This window comes from Enterococcus sp. R12 (assembly GCF_058135755.1).
In genome coordinates this window covers 2,075,956-2,099,025 of sequence record NZ_CM176874.1, presented here as the reverse complement: position 1 = coordinate 2,099,025, position 23,070 = coordinate 2,075,956, and the positions used below count along the sequence as shown (strand labels likewise).

Annotated in this window: 23 protein-coding genes and 1 riboswitch; of the genes, 18 read left to right on the top strand and 5 right to left on the bottom strand. The window is 43.9% G+C overall.

Features of this window, described 5'->3' with window-relative positions:
• Positions 1–35: 35 nt before the first annotated feature.
• Positions 36–635, bottom strand: coding sequence for an FUSC family protein (locus ACTW1R_RS09705; protein WP_005231932.1), 600 nt, complete (start codon positions 633–635; stop codon positions 36–38).
• 98 nt (positions 636–733) lie between these two features.
• On the opposite strand from ACTW1R_RS09705, the gene ACTW1R_RS09700 reads away from it, so the two are divergent.
• The gene (locus ACTW1R_RS09700; RefSeq protein ID WP_325816394.1) at positions 734–1,696 is read left to right on the top strand and encodes an aromatic acid exporter family protein; all 963 of its coding nucleotides are present in this window, start codon (positions 734–736) and stop codon (positions 1,694–1,696) included.
• A gap of 32 nt (positions 1,697–1,728) precedes the next feature.
• Here the strand turns inward: ACTW1R_RS09700 and ACTW1R_RS09695 are convergent, their stop codons facing one another.
• Positions 1,729–2,685: a Gfo/Idh/MocA family protein gene (locus tag ACTW1R_RS09695; RefSeq protein WP_205820790.1), complete on the bottom strand. Its 957-nt coding sequence runs from the start codon at positions 2,683–2,685 to the stop codon at positions 1,729–1,731.
• A 123-nt stretch (positions 2,686–2,808) separates the two neighbouring features.
• On the opposite strand from ACTW1R_RS09695, the gene ACTW1R_RS09690 reads away from it, so the two are divergent.
• The 9 genes from ACTW1R_RS09690 (at position 2,809) to purB (ending at position 11,038) form a co-directional block, all read left to right on the top strand.
• Positions 2,809–3,312, top strand: coding sequence for a hypothetical protein (locus ACTW1R_RS09690; RefSeq protein WP_005229993.1), 504 nt, complete (start codon positions 2,809–2,811; stop codon positions 3,310–3,312).
• A 32-nt stretch (positions 3,313–3,344) separates the two neighbouring features.
• The gene (locus ACTW1R_RS09685; protein WP_489927558.1) at positions 3,345–4,355 is read left to right on the top strand and encodes a M15 family metallopeptidase; all 1,011 of its coding nucleotides are present in this window, start codon (positions 3,345–3,347) and stop codon (positions 4,353–4,355) included.
• On the top strand, positions 4,352–4,957 hold the full coding sequence (locus ACTW1R_RS09680) for a glycoside hydrolase family 73 protein (RefSeq protein WP_005229997.1): 606 nt from the start codon (positions 4,352–4,354) through the stop codon (positions 4,955–4,957). The genes ACTW1R_RS09685 and ACTW1R_RS09680 overlap by 4 nt, the downstream gene beginning before the upstream one ends.
• Before the next feature lie 20 nt (positions 4,958–4,977).
• Positions 4,978–5,655, top strand: coding sequence for a beta/alpha barrel domain-containing protein (locus ACTW1R_RS09675; protein ID WP_010749577.1), 678 nt, complete (start codon positions 4,978–4,980; stop codon positions 5,653–5,655).
• 82 nt (positions 5,656–5,737) lie between these two features.
• A riboswitch (purine riboswitch) is annotated at positions 5,738–5,835 on the top strand.
• Positions 5,836–5,911: 76 nt separating this feature from the next.
• Entirely contained in the window at positions 5,912–6,493 is a 582-nt protein-coding gene (locus ACTW1R_RS09670) for a xanthine phosphoribosyltransferase (protein ID WP_010749578.1), read from the top strand.
• On the top strand, positions 6,493–7,797 hold the full coding sequence (locus ACTW1R_RS09665) for a nucleobase:cation symporter-2 family protein (protein WP_010749579.1): 1,305 nt from the start codon (positions 6,493–6,495) through the stop codon (positions 7,795–7,797). Before ACTW1R_RS09670 ends, ACTW1R_RS09665 begins: the two co-directional genes overlap by 1 nt.
• Positions 7,798–8,126: 329 nt before the next feature.
• Positions 8,127–8,615: a 5-(carboxyamino)imidazole ribonucleotide mutase gene (gene purE / locus ACTW1R_RS09660; protein WP_010749580.1), complete on the top strand. Its 489-nt coding sequence runs from the start codon at positions 8,127–8,129 to the stop codon at positions 8,613–8,615.
• Entirely contained in the window at positions 8,599–9,726 is a 1,128-nt protein-coding gene (purK, locus tag ACTW1R_RS09655; protein WP_015509893.1) for a 5-(carboxyamino)imidazole ribonucleotide synthase, read from the top strand. The genes purE and purK overlap by 17 nt, the downstream gene beginning before the upstream one ends.
• A gap of 13 nt (positions 9,727–9,739) precedes the next feature.
• On the top strand, positions 9,740–11,038 hold the full coding sequence (gene purB / locus ACTW1R_RS09650) for an adenylosuccinate lyase (RefSeq protein ID WP_077453800.1): 1,299 nt from the start codon (positions 9,740–9,742) through the stop codon (positions 11,036–11,038).
• Between the two features lie 49 nt (positions 11,039–11,087).
• Here the strand turns inward: purB and pbp4 are convergent, their stop codons facing one another.
• The 3 genes from pbp4 to ACTW1R_RS09635 form a co-directional block, all read right to left on the bottom strand.
• Positions 11,088–13,136 (bottom strand): penicillin-binding protein PBP4(5), encoded by a 2,049-nt coding sequence (gene pbp4, locus ACTW1R_RS09645; RefSeq protein ID WP_489927267.1) that lies wholly within the window; start codon positions 13,134–13,136, stop codon positions 11,088–11,090.
• A gap of 1 nt (position 13,137) precedes the next feature.
• Entirely contained in the window at positions 13,138–13,743 is a 606-nt protein-coding gene (locus ACTW1R_RS09640; RefSeq protein WP_118215140.1) for a DUF1054 domain-containing protein, read from the bottom strand.
• A gap of 100 nt (positions 13,744–13,843) precedes the next feature.
• Complete coding sequence (locus tag ACTW1R_RS09635) at positions 13,844–14,278, bottom strand: hypothetical protein (RefSeq protein ID WP_016611022.1); 435 nt, start codon at positions 14,276–14,278, stop codon at positions 13,844–13,846.
• Between the two features lie 214 nt (positions 14,279–14,492).
• Between ACTW1R_RS09635 and purC the strand changes: the two genes are divergently transcribed.
• The 8 genes from purC (at position 14,493) to purH (ending at position 23,056) form a co-directional block, all read left to right on the top strand.
• On the top strand, positions 14,493–15,218 hold the full coding sequence (gene purC / locus ACTW1R_RS09630) for a phosphoribosylaminoimidazolesuccinocarboxamide synthase (RefSeq protein WP_081116641.1): 726 nt from the start codon (positions 14,493–14,495) through the stop codon (positions 15,216–15,218).
• A complete protein-coding gene (purS, locus tag ACTW1R_RS09625; RefSeq protein ID WP_096742577.1) occupies positions 15,209–15,481 on the top strand; it encodes a phosphoribosylformylglycinamidine synthase subunit PurS in 273 nt (90 codons plus the stop codon). Before purC ends, purS begins: the two co-directional genes overlap by 10 nt.
• On the top strand, positions 15,478–16,155 hold the full coding sequence (gene purQ, locus ACTW1R_RS09620; protein ID WP_375826584.1) for a phosphoribosylformylglycinamidine synthase subunit PurQ: 678 nt from the start codon (positions 15,478–15,480) through the stop codon (positions 16,153–16,155). Before purS ends, purQ begins: the two co-directional genes overlap by 4 nt.
• Positions 16,148–18,376, top strand: a complete 2,229-nt coding sequence (gene purL, locus ACTW1R_RS09615) for a phosphoribosylformylglycinamidine synthase subunit PurL (RefSeq protein ID WP_205820789.1) — start codon at positions 16,148–16,150, stop codon at positions 18,374–18,376. Before purQ ends, purL begins: the two co-directional genes overlap by 8 nt.
• On the top strand, positions 18,361–19,785 hold the full coding sequence (purF, locus tag ACTW1R_RS09610; protein WP_010749590.1) for an amidophosphoribosyltransferase: 1,425 nt from the start codon (positions 18,361–18,363) through the stop codon (positions 19,783–19,785). Before purL ends, purF begins: the two co-directional genes overlap by 16 nt.
• A gap of 115 nt (positions 19,786–19,900) precedes the next feature.
• Entirely contained in the window at positions 19,901–20,947 is a 1,047-nt protein-coding gene (gene purM / locus ACTW1R_RS09605; protein WP_010749591.1) for a phosphoribosylformylglycinamidine cyclo-ligase, read from the top strand.
• Positions 20,944–21,528: a phosphoribosylglycinamide formyltransferase gene (purN, locus tag ACTW1R_RS09600; protein ID WP_142974099.1), complete on the top strand. Its 585-nt coding sequence runs from the start codon at positions 20,944–20,946 to the stop codon at positions 21,526–21,528. The genes purM and purN overlap by 4 nt, the downstream gene beginning before the upstream one ends.
• Positions 21,521–23,056, top strand: coding sequence for a bifunctional phosphoribosylaminoimidazolecarboxamide formyltransferase/IMP cyclohydrolase (purH, locus tag ACTW1R_RS09595; protein WP_015509884.1), 1,536 nt, complete (start codon positions 21,521–21,523; stop codon positions 23,054–23,056). Before purN ends, purH begins: the two co-directional genes overlap by 8 nt.
• Positions 23,057–23,070 lie beyond the last annotated feature (14 nt).

Here is a 23,070-nt window from a genome sequence, read left to right as displayed (position 1 = left end):
CCTTTTCTCAGAATGATTCTGGAAAAAGGCTGTCTTTATTTTTCTTGTTTTTCTTGTTCGGAAATCTCACCTTGGACTTCTTCTAGCATGGCTTTTAGTTCAAGCTCTTTTTGCCTCAGCACCACCAGATCTTCTTGGATCTCATCCTTTTTCTCTTCCTCAGGTGGTCGAATGACGAAATTGATCGATAGTGCAACTAACGTGCCGATAAAGGTGTCCAATACACGGTCTAAGGCGAAGATGATCGATTCCCCTTGAGGGACACTGGAAGTGATCAAAAGCATCGTCGCAATAGCAGAGATAATGCCAGAATTGTTATTGATGCCATCTGAAAAAACGATGACAAAAATGACTAGCGCTGGCAAGACAAACAATTCGATCAGAAAGTCATTTTGAAAATATTGCTTCGTCAAAAAGTAAAAAATGGCTGTACCGCCGCCGATCGTATTTCCTAATACCCGTGACTTACCAAAAGAGATCGTTGTGGTCAGGTCTTGTCGCAAAGAAAAGACAGCCGACAAGGCAGCAATCAATGGTTGGCCACGATCAAGAAAATGAAAGAGCAGAATACAAAGCATGACAGCGATGGCTGTTTTTATCGTTCGCATACCTAAGCGAAAACGCCCTAGTTTCATGGTCAAATGCCCCCTTTACTTAATCATACCCAAAGCAGTTGAGAAATTCTAGTCTTATTCCTCACAATTTAGTATACTTTTCACAGGAGGTGACAAAAATGAAAATCGGAATGAGGACCGTGAAAACGGCGATTGCTGCTGGTTTATCAATGTTTCTGGCACAACAGATCGGTCTTTTGTATGCGCCAGCCGCAGGGATCATCGCCATTTTAAGCGTCGGCAATACAAAGAAAACGTCACTTTTTACGGGAATCGGGCGTTTGATCTCTTTGGCGATCGCAACGCTCTTAGCTTTTGTCAGCTTCCATTTATTAGGCTTTGGACCGATAGGATTTGTTCTTTTTCTCTTTCTCTTTATCCCAACCGCTGTCTATTTCAATTTGACGGATGGGATCGTCGTCAATTCTGTCTTGGTGACCCATTATATGATGGAACGTTCGTTTGCTTGGCCACTGATTGGGAATGCTTTTTTATTGATGAGTATTGGCATTGGCTTTGCACTTTTGTTCAATTTATATATGCCAGATGGCGAACGAGCATTGAAAGAAAGACAGCAATTAGTGGAAGAAACGTTTAAAAGTCTTTTAAAAGACATGTCGATTGCGTTAACTGAAAAAGAAAAGGCGACGCTTCCCCAGGTCTGCCAAACGCTTTTGGGGGATATCAAGCAAGGCAAACAACAAGCAATGGTGCATAGTGAAAATCAATGGCGAGGAGAAGCCTCCTATTATGAAGAGTACTTTACCATGCGCCAAAGTCAGGCACGCTTACTCTTAGAAATGGTTGACTTATTGCAGTTGTTTTGGGTAGAAGAAGCCTATACAAATGCGTTTCAAGAGTTGCTATCCTTTACTGCCGAGTCCTTTCACGAAAATAACGATGGGAAAGAGATCTTGGCAAAAATTGCTGCGCTTTATGAAGATTATCGACAAAAGCCATTGCCCCAAACAAGAGCAGAGTTTGAAAATCGCGCTCAGCTGTTTCAGTTTCTGCAGACCTTTAAAAGTTTTATTGAAATCAAAACCGACTTTTCTGATCAAATGCAAACAATGGCACGCTAAAAAAAGACTCCTAAAAAGGAGTCTTTTTCATTTTACTGCTGTTCCCAAAAAGCTTGCATTTGATCAAGAACGTCAATGACATCGGTGGTCAAATGGATCGATCCTTCGATCTCGCCATCGATGGATTTGATCATATTGGCAATTTCATAATTAAGGGCTTGACTGCTGTCGCCAGCTTCAATCACTTCATTTGTTCCATCTCGGAAATGGATCACGGCTTTGTCCGCACGAGGGTATTCATCTACGGTAATGTATCCTTCTTCGAAAGCGACGATACCGGTTTTAGGCATTTTCGCTTGAAAAGTCAGCGTGACACTAGCCATTTCATCGGCTGGATTTTGTAGGATCGTGACTGATTGTTCGTCCACGCCTGTAGAGAAGGGCTTCATGCTGCTAAACGTCACTTCTGGTGTATCCGTCATGAAAAAGCGGGCAAATGAAACAGCATACGTACCGATATCCAATAAAGCACCGCCGCCTAAATCTGGATTGAAGAAACGATTGCTTGGGTCTGGATCTTTGTAGCTGCCAAATGGTGCTTGGATCATTTTTAATTTTCCTAAGCGTCCGGCATCGATCTCTTCTTTCAACCGAGCATAAACCGGCATATTGAAAATCGTCATTGCTTCTTCTAAGATTAGGTTTTTTTCTTTGGCTAAGGCTAGTTCTTCCGCTAGCTCATCGGCACTCGTGGTGATGGCTTTTTCGCAGAGGACATGTTTTCCTGCCATCAGAGCTTTCATAATAAATTCATGATGAAGATCATTAGGTACTGCAATATAAACAATATCGATTTGCGGATCTTCTAACATGGCATCTGTGCTTTCATAGGCATGGGGAATAGAGTGTTTCTCAGCAAATGCTTGGACTTTAGGGAAACTCCGGGCACTGACCCCATATAGTTCACTTGCTTCATTAGAAAAGCCAGCAGCAAATTGCGTTGCGATATCTCCGAGGCCAATCATTCCCCAACGGTATTTTTTCATCATTGATCATCTCCTTCGTATTTAGTATAACAAAAGAAATCAATTCTTTAAAATAATCAAAAACAATCGCAAAAAGTTTCCATTACGGCTGACTTTCAGTAAAATATAGAAGAGGAGGGATAACATATGCATAATGTATCAATTGCAATTATTTTAAATACCATCATCGAGCAATACGCATCAGAAAAACAGTTTTATGAAACACAATTAGGCATCACCGAGGAGCAATGGGAGGCATGGAAAAATGGCACAATGAGTCTGTCACCTGCTGAAAATCAGAAAGTGAAGCTGCTGTTTTCAGATTATGAATGGATGTTGATCCAAAAAATCATTCGGCAAACCGTCATTTATCCAGAAAAACGCAATCAAGCGGTCGTCGAGTTCAAAAAAATGAAGACCCAAATCGCCAGAACGTGGTTAGCAAGCGATTTAGCGAAAGTCGAATTGTTAACAGAATCTGAAGAAACAGCCCAATACCTTGATTTGAGAGTCAGTATTACGTATGATGAGTGGGGTTATGATGATATACTAAACTTCCGATTGCCCGCTTTTGTTCAGCAGCAAATTCGCAATGAAAAAATCGAACTGTTGGAGTGGGTCAAAGAAAATCTGGAAGAAACTTACAACTAAAGGTAGGATATTTTTTGAAAAAGTATTATGGAATGGCTGCGGCGGCGGCCTTCTTGTTTCTGGTTCTTTTAACCATTCAAGTGAACCGAGTGACCGCAGTCACCCCAACAAAGAGTGCAAGTATCGCTCGTTCAACAGATCAAGCAACAACGAGTGAAACAACAGAAACAAATGAAAAAGAGCCAAATGGGAACACGCAAGAGTCACAAGAACAAGCAAGTGCTAGTGATGAAGTGAACGAAGAGGATTTTCCAACTGTCTCATTGGATGATTGGTCATTGGTTTTGGTAGGCCCAAACAATAAAATCAAAAGCGAAATTGCCCAAAAAGATTTAGGGAAATTGTCGAATGGCTATCTCGTCGATCAACGCATCGTTTCAGCTTATGAAAAGCTGGCAGATGCCGCAAAAGCTGCAGGACATCCTTTGGTGATGGTCTCTGCCTACCGTTCAGTCGCGTATCAAGAGGAGATATTCAATGCCAATGTCAACACCCTGATGAGTCAAGGTCATACAAAAGAAGAAGCAATTCGGATCACGAAACTGACCTTTACTGAGCCTGGCTATAGCGAACACCATACTGGGCTTGCTGTTGATGTTGTGGATCAGGATTGGTATCAAAATCATACAGGAGAACTGCTCAATGAGGGGTTCGGTGATACTGAGGGTGGAAAATGGCTACAAGCTCATGCAAGGGAGTATGGGTTTATCATCCGTTACCCGAAAGGAAAACATGCTATTACGCAAATCGATTATGAGCCTTGGCATCTACGATATGTAGGGGTCGAAGTGGCAACCTACATGGAGGAGCAGGAGTTGACCTTTGAAGAGTTTCTGGAAGAAGCAAAAGAACACATCGCTCGAAAAGAAGCAGAACTGTCCTCTCACGAATGGGAAGATCCTTTGGCAGAGGACTGGATCTATGAGGGGTCTCTTGCTAAAAGTCAGGAAAGCAGTGAGCTTACACAAGATGAGTTGTTGCTGAATGGAGGCAATTTGTTTTCTGAAAATGTGTTTAGTCAGACAAAGGAAGTGAAAAAATGAGCGCAAGACGAAAAAAACAGAAGACTCGTTTCCCATTAGTCTTTCTAGGGTTATTCTTGATTGGGATTGCTTTTATTTTTTCCTTGAATAGTTTGGCAGACCCCCTTCCAAAAGAGGAAGAAACAAACACGGAAGCCATCTCCCATGAAGAATTTATTGATCGCATCGCTCCTTACGCACAAGAACTGCAAAAGGGCTACGGGATTTTACCAAGTATCATTATTGGACAGGCAATCCTTGAATCAGATTGGGGTCAAAGTTCTCTAGCCAGTGAATACAATAATTTATTTGGAATTAAGTCGTTTGGCCATTCAAAAAAGGTGACATTAGATACCCAAGAGTTTTATAATGGAGAATGGGTCACGATTCAAGGAGATTTTCGTGTCTATGATACTTGGGAAGAATCAATGGATGATCATACGATGTTGTTTGTAAATGGTGTGGATTGGAATCCTGCACTTTATGTAAATGTTTTGACAGCAAACGACTACCGCAGTGCCGCACAAGCATTACAAGATGCAGGGTATGCAACGGATCCGGATTATGCCAGCAAAATCATTCAAGTAATTGAAACCTACCAATTGAATCGATTTGATCAATAAGAAAAGAGAGTTGGCTGCTTATGGAAGAAAAATATATGCCAAAAATCACCACCGATTTGCGTAAAGATATCGTGAAAGTGCCTAAAGTTATTCGAGAGGCTAGCGGTATTCAAATATTTGGAAAACAAATCCGCTCCATTATTTTCACAACGGATATTGCGATCATCCGTAATACAAATGCGGATGCTGTGATTGCGGTCTATCCCTTTACACCACACCCAGCAATTACGAAAGCAATCATCGAAGCAGCGGACATTCCAGTGTTTTCTGGTGTCGGCGGGGGCTTGACCCAAGGATTTCGCTCGTCTTATATGAGCATGTTTGCTGAAGCCCAAGGGTCGATCGGGGTCGTCTTAAACGGACCAACGCCACTGAAAACTGTGGAGCAGGTCTGTAAAGTTGTAGATATTCCCGTTATCAGTACCGTAACGAGTAAGTATACCGAAATTGATGCCAAGCTTGAAGCTGGTGTGAAAGTCATCAATATCAGTGCTGGCAAGGACACAGCAGATACCGTGGCTTTTTTCCGTAAAAAATATCCGAAGCTGCCGATCATCGCAACCGGTGGACCAACCGATGAAAGCATCTTAGAAACGATTGAAGCAGGCGCTAATGCCATCACCTACACGCCGCCGTCCAATGGGGAGCTTTTCAGTAAAAAGATGGAGCACTATCGCGATATGGAGAAGCCAGAGTAGGAAATGATCCACAAATGAGAATATTTTTATTTATAAAGGGCATTCCATGCTTGTGTTTTTAATCAAAGACAGGCATAATCGAATCTATCATTTAAAAATTACTTGTATATCGTCGAAATATGGTCGACAGTCTCTACCCGATACCGTAAATATCGGACTATAAGTAAAAATTGTGCCTGTTAGACACTTTTTTTGCTTTGGCAAAAAGAGTGTCTTTTTTTTCAGGATGGAATAGAAAGGAACGAGGAGAGCTAGGATGGAAAAATTAGTTGAGCGTATCAAAACACATGGAAATGTGCTGGGCGAAGGGGTTCTTAAAGTGGACCAATTTTTGACCCACCAAGTGGATTATGAGTTGATGAAAGAAATCGGTGCAGTCTTCGCGGAACGGTTTCAAGGAAGCGGCATCACAAAAGTAGTGACCATCGAAGCTTCAGGGATCGCACCAGCCCTTTATACTGCAGAACAGTTACAAGTACCAATGATCTTTGCCCGTAAAGCAAAGAGTTTGACAATGGATGAAGAGCTGCTGACTGCATCTGTCTATTCCTTTACCAAGCAAGTGACCAGCCAAGTATCGATTTCCAAGAAATTTTTGTCTTCAGAGGATACAGTCTTGATTATTGATGATTTTTTAGCAAACGGACAAGCAGCAAAAGGGTTGATCGAACTGTGTCAACAAGCAGGAGCCAACGTCGTCGGTATCGGTATCGTGATTGAAAAATCATTCCAAAGTGGTCGACAATTACTTGAAGAAATGGGGATTCCTGTTGTTTCACTAGCACGGATCGCCTCATTGTCTGAGGGACAAGTCAGCTTTTTAGAAGGAGATGCCTAATGAAAGAAACGAATAGCCGTTCAGCAGTTTTAGGCTTGCAACATTTGCTAGCGATGTATGCAGGAGCTGTTGCCGTTCCTTTGCTGATTGGAACAGGTCTGGGCTTCAATGAAGCTCAGATGACGTATTTGATCTCGATCGATATTTTCATGTGCGGAATCGCTACGCTTTTGCAATTAGTTGTTACCCGCTTTTTCGGGATCGGCCTACCAGTCGTTTTAGGCTGTGCCATCCAAGCTGTCTCCCCATTGATTTTGATTGGCACCAAATCAGGGATCAGTGCGATTTACGGAGCGATCATTGCCGCTGGGATTTTCATTGTTCTGATCGCTGGCATTTTTTCGAAAATCAAAGTCTTGTTTCCCCCATTGGTGACAGGAACCGTGATTACCGTCATCGGCTTGACCTTGATTCCAGTCGCCATCACTAAAATCGGTGGGGGCGATGCTGCAGCTGCTAACTTTGGTGATCCAACGAATTTATTGTTAGGCTTTGTGACGATTGCTCTGATCATTGGGGTGCAGGTCTTTGGGAAAGGCTTTATTCGCTCGATTGCCGTTTTGATCGGTTTGATCGGTGGGACCATTTTAGCAGCGCTCTTAGGATTAGTGGATCTTTCTGCCATCGCCCATGCACCTGTGTTTCATTTGCCTCAGCCTTTTTATTTTGGCTTACCAACCTTTGATCTGTGGTCGATCGTTTTGATGATCATTATTTCCATCGTGAGTCTGGTAGAGTCCACTGGTGTTTATTTTGCGCTGGGAGATATTACTGAAAAACCGATTACAGGCAATGACTTAAAGCGCGGCTATCGTGCGGAAGGCTTGGCGGTGATCCTTGGGGGGATCTTCAATACATTTCCTTATACTGGATTTTCACAAAATGTAGGTTTGGTTCAACTTTCAGGTATTAAGACGCGACGCCCGATTTTCTTTTCAGCTATCTTTTTGATCGTATTAGGGCTGTTTCCAAAAGTCGGTGCCATTGCGCAAATCATTCCAGAAGCAGTACTGGGAGGCGGCATGTTAGTGATGTTTGGCATGGTCGCTGTTCAAGGGATGCGAATGCTGAGCAAAGTTGATTTTATGAATGACAAGAATTTGTTAGTGATTGCGGTATCGATCGGTTTTGGTTTAGGGTTCAATATGATGCCAACCTTATTCAGTCAGATGCCTGAAACCGTCCAAATGTTTACAGGCAATGGGATCGTCATGAGTAGTTTGACAGCCATTGTTTTGAATCTGTTCTTCAATGGATTGCCGAAAGAAACAGACGAAGTGACGGAATTGAGCTTGCAACAGTAAGTTGATTTGATCCAGACGAGGATTCGTCTGGATTTTTTGTATTGTTCCTTTATTTGTCTTTTTCCTATCAAACAGAAAGACTGAATAGTTTTCTTAGCCATAAAAACGAACGATACAAAGTTAAACTAGAAAATAGTTCGAAAATATTTTGACATTGCTCCGGCAACTCGTTACTATTTAAAGGTGAAAGTGATTGTTAGTCATAACGTGTTATGTAAGGAGCGTTGGGTCGCAGCGACAAACTGCTGCTAACAAACTAATTTCGTGAGAAAATACTTCTGAGCTTGTTTCAGAAGAAACTAGTAAAAAATCGTTGGAGGGAAAATCAAATGAAACCAGCAGTTGCAGTGATTATGGGGAGCAAGTCAGATTGGGAAACAATGAAGGAGTGCTGCTTGATTTTAGATGAATTAGCGATACCTTATCAGAAAAAAGTCGTTTCGGCACATCGTACACCAGATTTGATGTTCGAATTTGCCGAAACTGCTCGTGCAGAAGGAATCAAAGTCATTGTCGCAGGAGCAGGAGGAGCAGCTCATTTGCCAGGAATGGTCGCAGCGAAAACAACGTTGCCCGTCATTGGTGTGCCTGTACAATCTCGCGCATTAAACGGGTTGGATTCCCTACTATCGATCGTGCAGATGCCAGCTGGGGTACCAGTGGCAACAACAGCGATCGGAAAAGCTGGCGCAACTAACGCAGGACTACTTGCAGCGCAGATGCTTTCCATGTATGATTTAGAGATAGCGGAGAAATTAAACGCGCGAAGAAATACATTAAAAGAAATTGTATTGGAAAGTAGTGATCAACTTGATTAAACCTTTAATGCCCAACGCAACGATCGGAATCGTTGGCGGAGGACAGCTAGGTCGTATGATGGCAATGAGTGCCAAAGAAATGGGCTTTCGGGTTGGCGTCTTAGACCCTACTGCCAATTGTCCAACAGCCCAAGTCGCTGATTGGCATATTGTTGCTGCCTACGATGATGTGTTTGCTTTAGAAGAAATGGCTCGACGTGCCGACGTGATTACCTATGAATTCGAAAATGTCAGTGTCGAGGCATTGAATTCCATTTTGCCTTATTCCCATATCCCTCAAGGGACTGACCTGTTAGCAATCACTCAAGACCGTTTATTAGAAAAGTCATTTCTAGAGGCTAACAATATCGTGATTGCACCTTATGCCACGATCATCAGTCCAACGGATATCCAAGATGCCATCGACAGTATCGGTTATCCCTGTGTGTTAAAAACGACTAGAGGCGGTTATGACGGAAAAGGGCAGCACGTGTTATACAGTACCGCGGACTTAGCGCCTTCGATGAACTTACTGCGTGAAGGGACGTGCGAATTAGAAGCGTGGATTCCTTTTGAAAAAGAATTGTCGATTTTAGTTGCTGGTAATGGAGAAACCTTTACCACTTTCCCAGTGGTAGAAAACATCCACCGCAACAATATTTTGCATCAAACGATCGCTCCTGCGCGCATTGATCCAGAAGTTGCCGAAGAAGCCAAACGGATCGCTCATATTATTGCGAAGGCCTTGGATCTGCAAGGCGTTTTAGCCATCGAAATGTTCTTGACTAAAAGTGGCGGCTTGTATGTCAATGAGTTGGCACCGCGACCACATAATTCTGGTCACTATTCGATCGAAGCTTGTTCCATGAGTCAGTTTGATGCCCATATCCGGGGGATCTGTGGCTGGCCATTACCAGAAGTGTCATTGCTTTCACCAGCAGTCATGGTCAATGTCTTAGGCGATGAATTGACAGAAACGTATGAGCTGATTGCCACAAAACCTGCTTGGCAATTCCATTACTATGGCAAAGAAGAAGCGAAAACCGGGCGTAAAATGGGTCATATCACTGTTTTGACGGAAGATATCGCAGAGACCACTGAAGAAATCTATCAAACCAATATTTGGGATTAAAGGAGATAATAACATGTTAGAGCGTTACACAAGACCAGAAATGGGTGCTATTTGGACCGATCAAAACCGTTACCAAGCGTGGTTAGAAGTAGAAATATTGGCGGATGAAGCTTGGGCGGAACTAGGGGAGATACCGAAAGAGGATGTTGCTTTGATTCGTGAAAAAGCAACCTTCGATATCGACCGTATCTTAGAGATCGAAGCGCAAACGCGACATGATGTGGTTGCTTTTACCCGAGCAGTCTCTGAATCTTTAGGTGATGAAAGTAAATGGGTCCACTACGGCTTGACGTCGACGGATGTTGTTGATACTGCGTATGGCTACTTGATGAAGCAAGCCAACGACTTGATTCGGGAAGATTTAAATCGTTTTGTGACGATCATTGGTGAAAAAGCCAAAGAATACAAACATACCGTAATGATGGGACGTACCCATGGTGTACATGCGGAACCAACGACCTTTGGCTTGAAATTAGCCTTATGGTATGCGGAAATGAAACGCAATGTCGAGCGTTTTGAGCGGGCAGCAAAAGGGGTCGAAGCAGGAAAGATCAGCGGAGCAGTTGGAACCTTTGCAAATATTCCACCGTTTGTCGAAGAGTATGTCTGTGAAAAATTAGGGATTCGTGCGCAAGATATTTCCACACAAGTACTACCTCGTGACTTGCATGCAGAGTATTTCTCTGCAATGGCGTTGATCGCAACTAGCATTGAGAAATTTGCAACCGAAATCCGGGGCTTACAAAAATCAGAAACCCGAGAAGTTGAAGAATTCTTCGCCAAAGGACAAAAAGGTTCTTCTGCCATGCCCCATAAGCGTAACCCAATCGGTTCTGAAAATATGGCGGGACTTGCACGAGTCGTTCGCGGCCATATGGTGACAGCTTATGAAAATGTCTCACTGTGGCATGAACGGGATATCTCACATTCATCGGCAGAACGGATCATTATTCCGGATACGACGATTTTGATCGATTATATGCTGAATCGCTTTGGCAATATCGTCAAAAATCTGACAGTTTTCCCAGAGAATATGAAGCGCAATATGAATGCGACCTTTGGATTGATCTACAGCCAACGAGTAATGTTGAAATTGATCGATCACGGAATGACAAGAGAGCAAGCCTATGACTTGGTTCAGCCAAAAACAGCGCAAGCTTGGGATGAGCAAACGGATTTCCGTCCACTATTAGAAGCTGATCCAGCCATTACAGATGTGTTGACCAAAGCAGACTTAGACGATGCGTTTGATTACAACCATCATTTAAAACAAGTCGACACGATCTTTGAACGTGTCGGTTTAGCCGAATAAGAAAAAAGCCGCAACCTTCAGATCCTTATCTGAAGGTTGCGGCTTTTTTTTAATAATGTTCAGCTAAGTAGGTCAATAGTTCAGGTGCTAAACCAGTTGCTGATTGGTTTTCCTGGCGATCTTCTAGCATGGAGACCATCAGAAATCCTTGGTCTTGCGAATCAAAGGCAAATAAGAAACTGTTTTCCTGGCCTTTTTCATCTTGCTTTTCTTTGATTTCAGCTGTTCCTGTCTTAGCAGCCAATGGAATGTTTAATGCTGCCAAGGAATGTGCAGTTCCGTTTGGATCGGAAACAACGGCGGTCAAATCTTGATTGATTTGATCGATCGTTTCTGCTTTAAAGACTTCTTTGTCTTTTTGCTCTGCCTCTTTCACTAAACGGGGATAGACCAGCTTCCCTTGATTGGCAAAGACGGAGTAGATCGCCGCTTGCTGGATTGGATTCAATAACAATTCTCCTTGGCCATAGCCGGTATCTGCCAGTAAAATGTCCGAATTGAAGGAGTCTTCATTTGAAATTTGAGCAGGATTCATCGCGATCGGTAAATCCAATGTTTCACCAAAAATCAACTTCGACAAGCCGTCACGAAAGGCATCTTCGCCCATAGATAAAGTTTGTTGCGCCATATAAATGTTATCAGAGTATACCAGTGCATCCTTGAGATTCACAGAAGCTACATCAGTAACTCTCGTCACAAAGTAGTCACCCCACGAGCTATCTTTTTGCCATTTCAAACCATCGATCGCGATACTCTGCGTAGGATCGATCGTGCCATTTTCCAAGCCGATCGCAGCAGTGATGGCCTTAAAGGTCGAACCAGGTGCATAGGCCGTAGCAAAGCGGCTGATGAAAGGCAGGTCTTCATTTTGTTCATACGCATCATAATCTTCTTGTGAGATCCCTTGGGTCATTTTATTGGGATCATAACTTGGCGAGCTGGCAAGTACCAGCAGATCGCCAGTTTTGGGTTCGGTAACGACCGTTGCTCCTGCTTGGTTTTGTAAGGAGTCAAACGCCGTCTTTTGGGCTTGGGCATCAATAGTCAATTGGATATCCTTGCCATCTGCGCGTTCTTTTTCTAACAGGACGGCTTTCTCAGCACCATCTTCATCTGTGATGGCGATTTTTCCGCCGTTTTCTCCTCGCAACTCTTTATCGAAGGCAGCTTCCAGACCACTACGACCAATTTGTCCGTTGCTTGCTAGTGTTTCATCTTTTTCGATATCTTCCGCTGTTACATTTCCTAAGTAACCAATCAGTTGGGCGGCAGCTTCCCCAAGTGGGTAAGTGCGTCCAGTCGTTTCTTTTAAACTTGTTCCAGTTGGCATCTCATCCGTTGGTTCGATGATCTTCAAGGGGACGAACAACTCATCTTGAACCCAAGATTGCCCCAACGCTTGATTGATGGCTTCTTCTGTCAGGTCGAAACGTTCCGCGATCGCTTTGATATTGGCGTTTTTTTCGTCTCCCGTGCCCAGTTGCCCCGGAACGACGCCTAACTGATAAAGCGTGTCATTTTCTGCTAGTGGTTCGTTGTTTCGGTCGAGAATCTCACCGCGAGTGGCATTATCTACGGAAATACTGACTTTGTCTTGTCCCTCCATTCCTGGAAAGATCAACTGAGGGGACCAATCGATCTTGGCTTCGTTATCAGCTACAGTGATCGTGCCACTATAAGAAAGCTCGGTTAATTCACCTAACGAGGTGGTCAAGGAACCGTTGTATTGGAAATTGAATTGATCGGAATCCTTGTCATTAGGAGTTACCTCAATCCCAGATGCTTTAAATGATTCGGCACCGATACCAGTGAAGATCGCTTCGTATTTTGCAGAGACTTCGTCTGCGGTAAAGCCGGTTGATGCTAAACTGTCTTCAGACACGAAGGCAGGCAAGTCACTGTACTTCTGATCGGCCAAAGCGTCGATAAAGGAAGTGAGAGCTTTTTTAGCAGCGGCTTCTTCTTGCCGATCCTGATAGACGGTATAACCATAATAGCCGCCGCCTAGTACCAATAAGGCGGCAGGAAGTGCCAACCAGACGAAGCGCTTGGGCTTTTTCGCTGGCTTTTCGTTGCGAGAGCGCCGATTTTCTGACATATTATTGTTCCTCCTTCAAAGCCGTCATACGGGCATGATAAAGCGGCAACAGTGTTTGATAAACTGCTAAAATATCCGCCATCTCAACGTCTTCGATCATTTCTTTCGGAAAAATCTTTCCAATTTGAAGCTCACTTTTTTTGACTTTCTTCAATCGTTCCAGATAGGTTGGCCACATGGCGATAGGGTAGTGGTCGTATTTTGTGTGATCAGGAGAAAGTGTAAAGTCAGCTGGTAATTGATCGAATAATTCTTTTTGGGCCAACCAGGATTCAGCGATCGTTGCCTGATTTTTCGGTTGATCGATCACGCTGAGCCAAACAAAGACATACGCTTGATTGATCCCAATTTGAAAGTGGGCATCCATTTTATAGCCTCGTTTGTTCGGACCGATCCCTGCCCAGGTTTCGGCAGGAGGGTAGACGGTTCTGCGTCGGTGCTGAGCAATATGCAAATAAAAAGGCTCTTGGCAGCTTTCTTCAATTAATGGGATCGCTGTCTCACCGATCGTTTGAAAAATCGGCTGAATCTCGGCACGGATTTTTTCCATTCGTTCGTCTAATGTTTCTAAAGAAAAAGCATCAAATGATTGTTTCGTAAATAGCATAATCGTATCCTTTCTGTTGTCTGAAAATAGTATAACAAAAAAAGCCCGATAAATTACGGGCTTTTGTTTATTTTACCTTTTTTTATCGAAGGATACTCAGTCAATTTGCCGCTGGACTCAATTTAAACGTTGGTGTCTGGCTTTGTTCCTTCAAAAGATGCAAAAGATCATCCAAGAAAGAAAAGTCCATTTCTTCTAAATTAAAATAAATCCGAAAAGAATACGTATGTTTAAATAAGCTTTGGCGATGGATTTGATGAATGATCAATTCGTCATTGCGCTCATTTTGAAATTGTAGAACACGCTTTTGTTCTTCGGCATAATGAGGGCGCGCCCCTTTTTTGAAGGGACTGAATAAATAGAAACTTGTTTGTTGGTTGATGGAAAGGATTTGCTGCACGGCCAATAATTCGTTATGGAGCTGTTGTTTTTCTTTGTCTGATAAATGAGCTAAAAAAAGTTCAGCACGATTCTTTAGCGACCACATATAGTACTCCTCCTTGAATGTAGCTACAATACGACCTAAATATAGCATGAAAAAAGAATATTGTAAACGCTTTATAAATCCTTCACTGCTTCTAAAGAGGAATCTGCTTTCAACCAACTAGGTAAAAAGCGAACATTCGTGTTTATTAATATGTAAATGTACAGATAATCGTTGACCCGCTTTTTCTGCGTTGTTAGAATAATAAGCAAATAAAGATGTGTGTCATCGCTATGTGAAAAATATTACTTAACTGAGGTGGATTATGGAATCAGAAGTGCTTCTTTATGAAGGAAAAGCCAAAAAATTGTTTAAAACCAACGAAGAGGATGTATTGAGAGTCGTTTATTTGGATCAAGCTACTGCATTGAATGGTCAAAAGAAAGATGCCGTTGTAGGAAAGGGTGCCTTGAACAATCAGATCACTGCGCACCTTTTTCAGCGGCTAGCCGACAAAAACGTCCCAAGTCACTTTCTTCAATTAGTGTCTAAACACGAACAATTAATTCGAGCTGTCACCATGATTCCTTTAGAAGTCGTTGTTCGCAACACGGCTGCTGGTAGTTTTTCAAAGCGCTTGGGCATCGAAGAAGGAACCAAACTGCCAAAGCCGATCGTAGAGTTTTACTACAAAGAAGATCGCTTGGATGATCCGTTTATCAATGATGATCATGTGTTTTATCTAGGGCTTGCCTCAGAAGAGGAGCTGGACCAGATCAAAACATTGGCGCTGCAAGTCAACGCTGCGTTACTGGAAATCTTTGCGAACATCAACATTCGCTTGATCGATTTTAAAATCGAGATCGGCAAAACCAAAAAGGGCGAGTTGCTTCTGGCTGATGAGATTTCACCAGATACTTGTCGTTTATGGGATATGGGGACAAATGAGCATCTTGATAAAGATGTTTATCGACGTGATTTAGGGGACATCGTTCCTGTTTATGAAGAAGTCTTAAATCGTTTAGAAAAGGAGAATTCAGCATGTATTTAGTCAAAGTTTATGTAACCTATAAGGAATCTGTTTTAGACCCTCAAGGAGAAGCTGTGAAAGGAGCCGTTCATCGCTTGGGGTATCAAGATGTCAGTGATATTCGGATCGGGAAATACTTTGAAATCAAAGTGACACCTTCAAACAATCAAACACAAGCAACTGTAGCAGAAGAAATCGAAGCGATCTGCGACAAGCTTTTGGCAAACGTCAATATGGAAACCTACCGTTATGAAATGGTTCAAATGGAGGAAGCGGCCCTATGAAATTTGCAGTGATCGTTTTTCCTGGATCAAATTGTGATGTTGATTTGATGTGGGCAATCAAAGATATCATGGGGGCAGAAGCAGAATATGTGCGCCATGATGCAGACAGCTTAGCTGGTTTTGACGGTGTTTTGCTTCCAGGAGGATTTTCTTATGGTGATTACTTAAGATGTGGAGCGATCGCCCGTTTTTCAACGATCATGTCAGAGGTCATTCGTCTGGCAAATGAAGGCAAACCTGTCTTTGGTACCTGCAATGGGTTTCAAATTTTAACGGAAGCGGGCTTGTTACCAGGGGTTTTACAAAGAAATGAATCACTCCATTTTATTTGCAAACCGGTCCGTCTGAAAGTGAATAATCAAACAGCTTTTACTTCTGAATATGAAACGGATCAAATCATTACGCTTCCTGTCGCTCATGGTGAGGGCAATTATTATTGTGATGAAACGACTTATCAGGAATTGGTTGCCAACAATCAAATCGTTTTCCGTTATGAAGATAACGTCAACGGTAGCCTACACAACATCGCTGGTATCTGTAATAAAGCAGGCAATGTTCTAGGCATGATGCCTCATCCAGAACGAGCGATGGAAAGCTTATTAGGCTCAGAAGATGGCAAGAAGTTTTTTGCTTCATTATTGAAAAATTTTGGGAAGGTGCCGGTAAATGGATAAAATGATCGTAAAAGAACCTACACCACAAGAAATCAAAGACACGAAATTATACGAGCAATGGGGATTGACCCAAGAAGAATATCGGATGATCTCAGAAGATATTTTGGGACGTTTACCGAACTATACCGAAACTGGACTCTTTTCAGTGATGTGGAGTGAACATTGTTCTTACAAAAATTCCAAACCTGTTTTGCGGAAATTCCCGACAGAAGGGCCGCAAGTACTGCAAGGACCTGGCGAAGGTGCGGGTATCGTGGATATCGGCGATGATCTAGCCGTCGTTTTTAAAGCGGAAAGCCATAATCATCCTTCTGCGGTGGAACCTTATGAAGGAGCAGCAACTGGTGTTGGTGGGATCATCCGCGACATCTTCAGTATGGGTGCAAGACCGATTGCTGTTTTAGACTCCTTACGATTTGGTGAGTTAGATAATCCAAGAACGAAATATCTTTTGGAAGAAGTCGTTGCTGGGATCAGTGGCTATGGCAACTGTATTGGGATTCCGACCGTCGGTGGTGAAGTGGCATTTGATCCTTGTTATGAAGGCAATCCATTAGTCAATGCGATGTGTGTAGGGATTATTGCCCACAAGGATATTCAAAAAGGGCAGGCTAAAGGTGTTGGAAACACCATCATGTATGTCGGCGCAAAAACAGGACGCGACGGGATACATGGGGCGACTTTTGCATCGGAAGAATTTGTCGAAGGAGAAGAACAACAACGTTCCGCCGTACAAGTCGGTGATCCTTTTATGGAAAAACTTTTGTTGGAAGCTTGTTTGGAATTGATCGTGGATCATTCGGACATTTTAGTCGGAATTCAAGATATGGGTGCTGCTGGATTGGTTTCTTCTAGTGCCGAGATGGCATCAAAAGCCGGATCAGGGTTGCGCTTAACGTTAGATGATGTTCCACAACGAGAAACCAATATGACGCCTTATGAAATGATGTTGTCAGAATCCCAAGAGCGGATGCTGATCTGTGTCAAAAAAGGGCATGAAGCTGAAGTGGAAGCACTCTTTAAGAAATACGATCTAGAAGCCGTCGTGATCGGTGAAGTAACAGATGATGGCAACTATCGTTTGTTCCATCATGGACAGGAAGTCGCTAATTTACCAGTAGATGCTTTAGCTGAAGATGCGCCGACTTACTACAAAGAAATGGCAGAACCGAAACGGATCAAAGTGTTTAAGGAAACACCAGACTTTGTTCCAGTGATTCATTCAGCAACGTCTGTATTTGCCGATCTACTGCAGCAGCCGACGATCGCTTCAAAACGCTCGATTTTTGAAACCTACGATTCGCAAGTTCGTACCAATACCGTGGTAGGACCCGGCAGTGATGCCGCTGTTTTACGAATCAAGGGAACCAATAAAGCCTTGGCGATGACGACTGACTGTAATGCTCGTTACCTGTACTTAGATCCAGAAGTCGGCGGACAGATCGCAGTTGCAGAAGCTGCTCGAAATATCGTCGCTTCAGGTGGGTGTCCATTGGCGATCACTGACTGCCTTAACTTCGGCTCGCCAGATAAACCAGAAGGATTCTGGGAGTTATCCACGGCTGCTGACGGGATCTCAGAAGCTTGTCGTGTGCTAGAGACACCAGTCATTTCTGGGAACGTCTCGTTATACAACGAAACGGACGGACAATCGGTCTATCCAACGCCGGTAATTGGGATGGTCGGATTGATCGAAGAGCTGGCGCATATCACGACGCAGCATTTCCAAGCAGCAGGGGATCTGATCTATGTCCTAGGGGAAACCCATGCTGACTTCAATGGATCTGAATTGCAAAAACTGCAGACAGGAAAGATCGCTGGGCGTTTAATGTCCTTTGACCTTGAAACAGAAAAAATGAACCAACAATTGGTTACCGCAGCGATCCAAGCAGGTCTTGTTCAAAGTGCCCACGACTGTGCCGAAGGTGGTTTAGCGATCGCTTTAGCCGAATCCGCTTTTGACAAGGGCTTTGGTCTAAATGTGACCGTGTCATTGCCAGCAGCACAATTGTTTTCAGAAACCCAATCCCGTTTTGTGCTTTCAGTCGCACCTGATAAGCAAGCAGCTTTTGAAGCACTGGTAGGCGCTGCTGCAACAGCGATCGGGGAAGTGACTGCTAATGGCCAGATTCGCATGCAAGCACAAGATGATACGATCGAGATGCCCCTTACTGAGGCGAAATTGAAATGGGAGGAAGCCATTCCATGTTTAATGAAGTAAAGAGCCTCAACGAGGAATGTGGGGTTTTTGGTGTTTGGGGTCATCCAGATGCCGCTCGTGTCACCTACTTCGGACTACACAGTTTGCAACATCGCGGCCAAGAAGGTGCTGGGATTGTCACGAATGATGCGGGAAAACTCAATGGTCACCGTGATTTAGGGTTGCTAGCGGAAGTGTTTTCGGATGAACGTGTCCTCCAGCGTCTGACAGGAGATGCTGCCATTGGTCACGTTCGCTACGCAACTGCTGGTAATGGTAGCGTTGATAATATTCAACCATTTTTATTCAAATTTTTTGATCAGCAGATTGGCTTAGCTCATAACGGCAACTTGACGAATGCGAAAAGTCTACGGAAATCCTTAGAAAAGGCTGGTGCGATTTTCCACTCGAATTCCGATACAGAGATTCTCATGCACTTGATCCGTCGCAGCGAAGAACCGCTTTTTATGGATCGGGTCAAGGAGGCATTAAATCAAGTTAAAGGTGGATTTGCGTACCTTTTACTGACCGAAAATGCCATGATCGCAGCACTAGACCCCAATGGCTTTCGGCCATTGTCAATCGGGAAAATGGTCAATGGTGCTTATGTGGTGGCTTCAGAAACCTGTGCGTTGGAAGTCATCGGTGCGGAATTTATTCGTGATGTCCGACCAGGCGAAGTCGTGATCATTGATGATGCAGGCATTCAAATTGAACAGTATACCCAAGAAGTACAACCTGCGATATGTTCGATGGAGTTTATCTATTTTGCCCGTCCTGATTCCAACATCGCTGGGGTCAACGTCCATCGTGCCCGTAAAAATATGGGCCGTCGCTTAGCACAAGAGGCGCCGATCGAAGCGGATATGGTCATTGGTGTACCGAATTCATCCTTATCTGCTGCCAGCGGGTACGCAGAAGCATCAGGTATTCCCTATGAATTAGGCTTAGTAAAAAATCAATACATCGCACGAACGTTTATTCAACCGACGCAGGAGTTAAGGGAACAAGGGGTACGGATGAAGCTCTCAGCTGTTCGTGGCGTAGTCGAAGGCAAACGAGTGATTCTAGTCGACGATTCGATCGTCCGAGGAACCACCAGCCGCCGTATCGTGCAACTGCTAAAAGAAGCAGGTGCCAAAGAAGTTCATGTACGTATCGGTTCGCCGCCTTTGCGCTATCCGTGTTTTTACGGGATCGACATTCAAACAAGAAAAGAATTGATCGCAGCCAAATATACGGAAGCTGAAATTTGTGAAAAAATCGAAGCAGATTCTTTGGCCTTTTTAAGTGAAGACGGGTTGATCGAAGCGATCGGTTTAGATTTTGACGCACCTTACTCAGGCTTATGTATGGCCTATTTCAATGGCGATTATCCAACCCCTTTGTATGATTATGAAGAAAACTATCTCGCGTCTTTAGCTGAATAAATTGTAGGCAAAAATGGTTTTTCAAACGAAGCAGTGAAGGATCGCTGGTTTGCTTGCGTTAACGACGAATGAGCTGAATGAAGAAAAGCGGATGAATGATTGAGGAGGAACGAACGTGGCAAATGCATATGCAAAAGCCGGTGTCGATGTCGAAGCCGGTTATGAAGTAGTCGAACGGATCAAAAAGCATGTGAAACGAACAGAACGTCTAGGCGTGATGGGGGCAATCGGGGGCTTTGGTGGCTGTTTTGATTTATCATCATACCAATTGAAAGAACCAGTACTCGTTTCTGGGACAGATGGTGTAGGAACTAAGCTTTTATTGGCGATCCAGCAAGAACAGCATACAACGATCGGCATTGATTGTGTCGCAATGTGCGTGAATGATATCGTCGCTCAAGGGGCAGAACCTATCTACTTCCTTGACTATGTTGCAGTCGGTAAAAACGATCCTGCAAAGATCGAACAAATCATTGCTGGTGTCGCAGAGGGCTGTGTGCAAGCGGGTGCTGCCCTGATTGGTGGGGAAACCGCTGAAATGCCGGGAATGTACCAACCAGAAGAATATGATCTTGCTGGCTTTGCCGTAGGAATCGTCGAAAAAAGTCGCTTGATCACTGGAGAAACCATCAAAGAAGGCGATGAGCTGATTGGTTTGCCTTCATCAGGCATTCACTCGAATGGGTACTCTTTAGTCAGAAAAGTCTTTTTTGAACAGCATGGCTATACAGGAGCAGAAACATTTGCAGAACTTGACAACCAAACACTTGCAGAAAGTTTATTGACGCCAACGAGAATTTACGTGGATGCATTGAAGCCTTTATTGACAGAAGGATTGCTAGCTGGAATTTCTCATATCACTGGTGGCGGCTTTGTTGAAAATATCCCGCGGATGCTGCCTGAAGGTCTGGCGGCAGAAATCTCCTTAGACACTTGGCCGCAGTTGCCGATATTTGATCTGATCGCTGCTCATGGCGCGATTCCTCACCAAGAAATGTTCGAGATTTTCAACATGGGGATCGGTATGGTCTTAGCCGTTGCGCCAGAAAATGTTGCGGCAGTAATGGCGCTTCTATCCGCCAATGAAGAACCAGCGTATCGGATCGGTAAAGTGACGAAACGTGACAACGAAGCTGTCTGCTTTAAAGAGGCAGTCCGATGAGGATCGCCGTCTTTGCTTCTGGAACAGGCAGCAATTTTACAGCGATCGCCGATGCGATCCAGTCTAATGAAATTAAAGGAGCGCAGATCGGATTGGTCTTTTCCGATAAACCTGCAGCGCCAGTGATAGAAAAAGCCCGCGCAAGAGACTATGAAACGCTTGTCTTGGAGCCAGCGGCTTTTGCGTCAAAAGCAGCCTTTGAAAGGAAATTGATCGAAGAATTGCAGTATCATGCCATCGATTTTATTGTTTTAGCTGGGTATATGCGGATCATCGGGAACACCCTATTATCCGCTTATGAAGGCAGAGTCATCAATATCCATCCCTCGTTGTTGCCGAGCTTCCCAGGCAAATCTGGGATTGCCGATGCCTTCGCTTATGGCGTGAAAGTGACGGGGGTTACGGTTCATTATGTCGATGCTGGCATTGATACAGGGCCAATCATTGCCCAAGAAATCGTTCGGATTGACACCGACGATACGTTAACAAGTGTGACAGAGAAAATTCATCAAGTGGAACACCAAATCTATCCAGCTGTTTTAGCTGAAATTGTGGAAAAGGGGCTATCAAATCGTGAATAAACGTGCATTAATCAGTGTGTCTGACAAAGAGGGACTGGTACCATTTGTCCAAGAATTGACCAATTTAGGATTTGAGATCATTTCAACTGGCGGGACCAAAACCGTCTTGGAGGAAGCAGGGCTTCAACCGATCGGCATCGAAGCGATCACAGAATTTCCTGAAATGATGGACGGCAGGGTAAAAACGCTACATCCGCGGGTGCATGGTGGTCTGTTAGGGCGACGTGATCTGCCTTCTCATATGGAGGCAATGGCTGAGCACGGTATTTTACCGATCGACCTCGTTGTCGTCAATCTTTATCCATTTAAAGAAACGATCAGCAAGCCTGATGTCACAGAAGCCGACGCAATCGAAAATATCGACATCGGCGGACCAAGCATGCTGCGTTCTGCGGCGAAAAACCATGCCTCAGTAACTGTTGTCGTTGATCCCAAGGATTACGACTGGGTCTTAACTGAGCTGAAGGAAGGCAATACGACGTTGGCATCAAGAAAGAAATTAGCTGCCAAAGTCTTCCGCCATACCGCAGCTTACGATGCCTTGATTGGTGAATACTTGACCAAAGCGGTGGCCGAAACAGAAACGGAGAACTTGACGAAAACCTATGTTTTGAAACAAACATTGCGTTATGGTGAAAATAGTCATCAGAAAGCTTCCTTCTATCAAGACGCATTACCCGTGCCCTATTCGATTGCCAGCGCAAAACAAATCCACGGCAAAGAATTGTCTTACAACAACATTAAAGATGCTGACGCTGCCTTACGGATCGCAGAAGAATTTACAGAGCCAACTGCGGTAGCCCTAAAGCACATGAATCCATGTGGAATCGGAAGTGGAGAAACGATTGCTGAAGCTTTCCAAGAAGCTTACGAAGCAGACCCAGTGTCGATTTTTGGCGGGATTATCGTCTTAAATCGTCCAGTTGATGTGGCAACTGCGCAGCAGCTGCAGCGGATTTTTCTTGAGATCATTATTGCACCTGCATTTGAAGAAGGAGCACTTGAAATCCTAACGAAGAAAAAAAATCTGCGCTTGCTGGTTGTTGATTTCGAAAAAGCAGCCAAACAGCCAGAAGTTGTCTCTGTCCTTGGGGGCTTATTGGTGCAAGAACCAGACGATCAAATGGAGTCACCAGCAGATTGGACCGTGGTGACCAAAAGACAGCCGACACCAGAAGAAATCGCAGCCTTGGCATTTGCTTGGAAAGCGGTGAAACACGTGAAGTCCAATGCGATCGTTTTAGCCAATCAACAGCAAACCGTCGGGATCGGTGCTGGTCAGATGAACCGCGTTGGTTCAGTGAAAATCGCTGTGGAACAAGCCCGTGAAAACAATAAATTGGCTGGTTCAGTGCTGGCAAGCGATGCCTTTTTCCCGATGGATGACAGTGTCGAATATGCAGCACAACAAGGAATCAAAGCGATTATTCAACCTGGTGGTAGTATCAAAGATCAAGAATCGATCGACATGGCAGATAAGTACGGTGTGGCGATGGTCTTTACGGGTGTTCGTCATTTTAAACACTAAGAAATAGGAGAAGA

Excerpts from the sequence above, each read along its gene's own strand:
- ACTW1R_RS09705 (WP_005231932.1), bottom strand. The coding sequence starts at position 635 with ATGAAACTAGGGCGTTTTCGCTTAGGTATGCGAACGATAAAAACAGCC.
- ACTW1R_RS09700 (WP_325816394.1), top strand. The coding sequence starts at position 734 with ATGAAAATCGGAATGAGGACCGTGAAAACGGCGATTGCTGCTGGTTTA.
- ACTW1R_RS09695 (WP_205820790.1), bottom strand. The coding sequence starts at position 2,685 with ATGATGAAAAAATACCGTTGGGGAATGATTGGCCTCGGAGATATCGCA.
- ACTW1R_RS09690 (WP_005229993.1), top strand. The coding sequence starts at position 2,809 with ATGCATAATGTATCAATTGCAATTATTTTAAATACCATCATCGAGCAA.
- ACTW1R_RS09685 (WP_489927558.1), top strand. The coding sequence starts at position 3,345 with ATGGCTGCGGCGGCGGCCTTCTTGTTTCTGGTTCTTTTAACCATTCAA.
- ACTW1R_RS09680 (WP_005229997.1), top strand. The coding sequence starts at position 4,352 with ATGAGCGCAAGACGAAAAAAACAGAAGACTCGTTTCCCATTAGTCTTT.
- ACTW1R_RS09675 (WP_010749577.1), top strand. The coding sequence starts at position 4,978 with ATGGAAGAAAAATATATGCCAAAAATCACCACCGATTTGCGTAAAGAT.
- ACTW1R_RS09670 (WP_010749578.1), top strand. The coding sequence starts at position 5,912 with ATGGAAAAATTAGTTGAGCGTATCAAAACACATGGAAATGTGCTGGGC.
- ACTW1R_RS09665 (WP_010749579.1), top strand. The coding sequence starts at position 6,493 with ATGAAAGAAACGAATAGCCGTTCAGCAGTTTTAGGCTTGCAACATTTG.
- purE (WP_010749580.1), top strand. The coding sequence starts at position 8,127 with ATGAAACCAGCAGTTGCAGTGATTATGGGGAGCAAGTCAGATTGGGAA.
- purB (WP_077453800.1), top strand. The coding sequence starts at position 9,740 with ATGTTAGAGCGTTACACAAGACCAGAAATGGGTGCTATTTGGACCGAT.
- pbp4 (WP_489927267.1), bottom strand. The coding sequence starts at position 13,136 with ATGTCAGAAAATCGGCGCTCTCGCAACGAAAAGCCAGCGAAAAAGCCC.
- ACTW1R_RS09640 (WP_118215140.1), bottom strand. The coding sequence starts at position 13,743 with ATGCTATTTACGAAACAATCATTTGATGCTTTTTCTTTAGAAACATTA.
- ACTW1R_RS09635 (WP_016611022.1), bottom strand. The coding sequence starts at position 14,278 with ATGCTATATTTAGGTCGTATTGTAGCTACATTCAAGGAGGAGTACTAT.
- purC (WP_081116641.1), top strand. The coding sequence starts at position 14,493 with ATGGAATCAGAAGTGCTTCTTTATGAAGGAAAAGCCAAAAAATTGTTT.
- purS (WP_096742577.1), top strand. The coding sequence starts at position 15,209 with ATGTATTTAGTCAAAGTTTATGTAACCTATAAGGAATCTGTTTTAGAC.
- purQ (WP_375826584.1), top strand. The coding sequence starts at position 15,478 with ATGAAATTTGCAGTGATCGTTTTTCCTGGATCAAATTGTGATGTTGAT.
- purL (WP_205820789.1), top strand. The coding sequence starts at position 16,148 with ATGGATAAAATGATCGTAAAAGAACCTACACCACAAGAAATCAAAGAC.
- purF (WP_010749590.1), top strand. The coding sequence starts at position 18,361 with ATGTTTAATGAAGTAAAGAGCCTCAACGAGGAATGTGGGGTTTTTGGT.
- purN (WP_142974099.1), top strand. The coding sequence starts at position 20,944 with ATGAGGATCGCCGTCTTTGCTTCTGGAACAGGCAGCAATTTTACAGCG.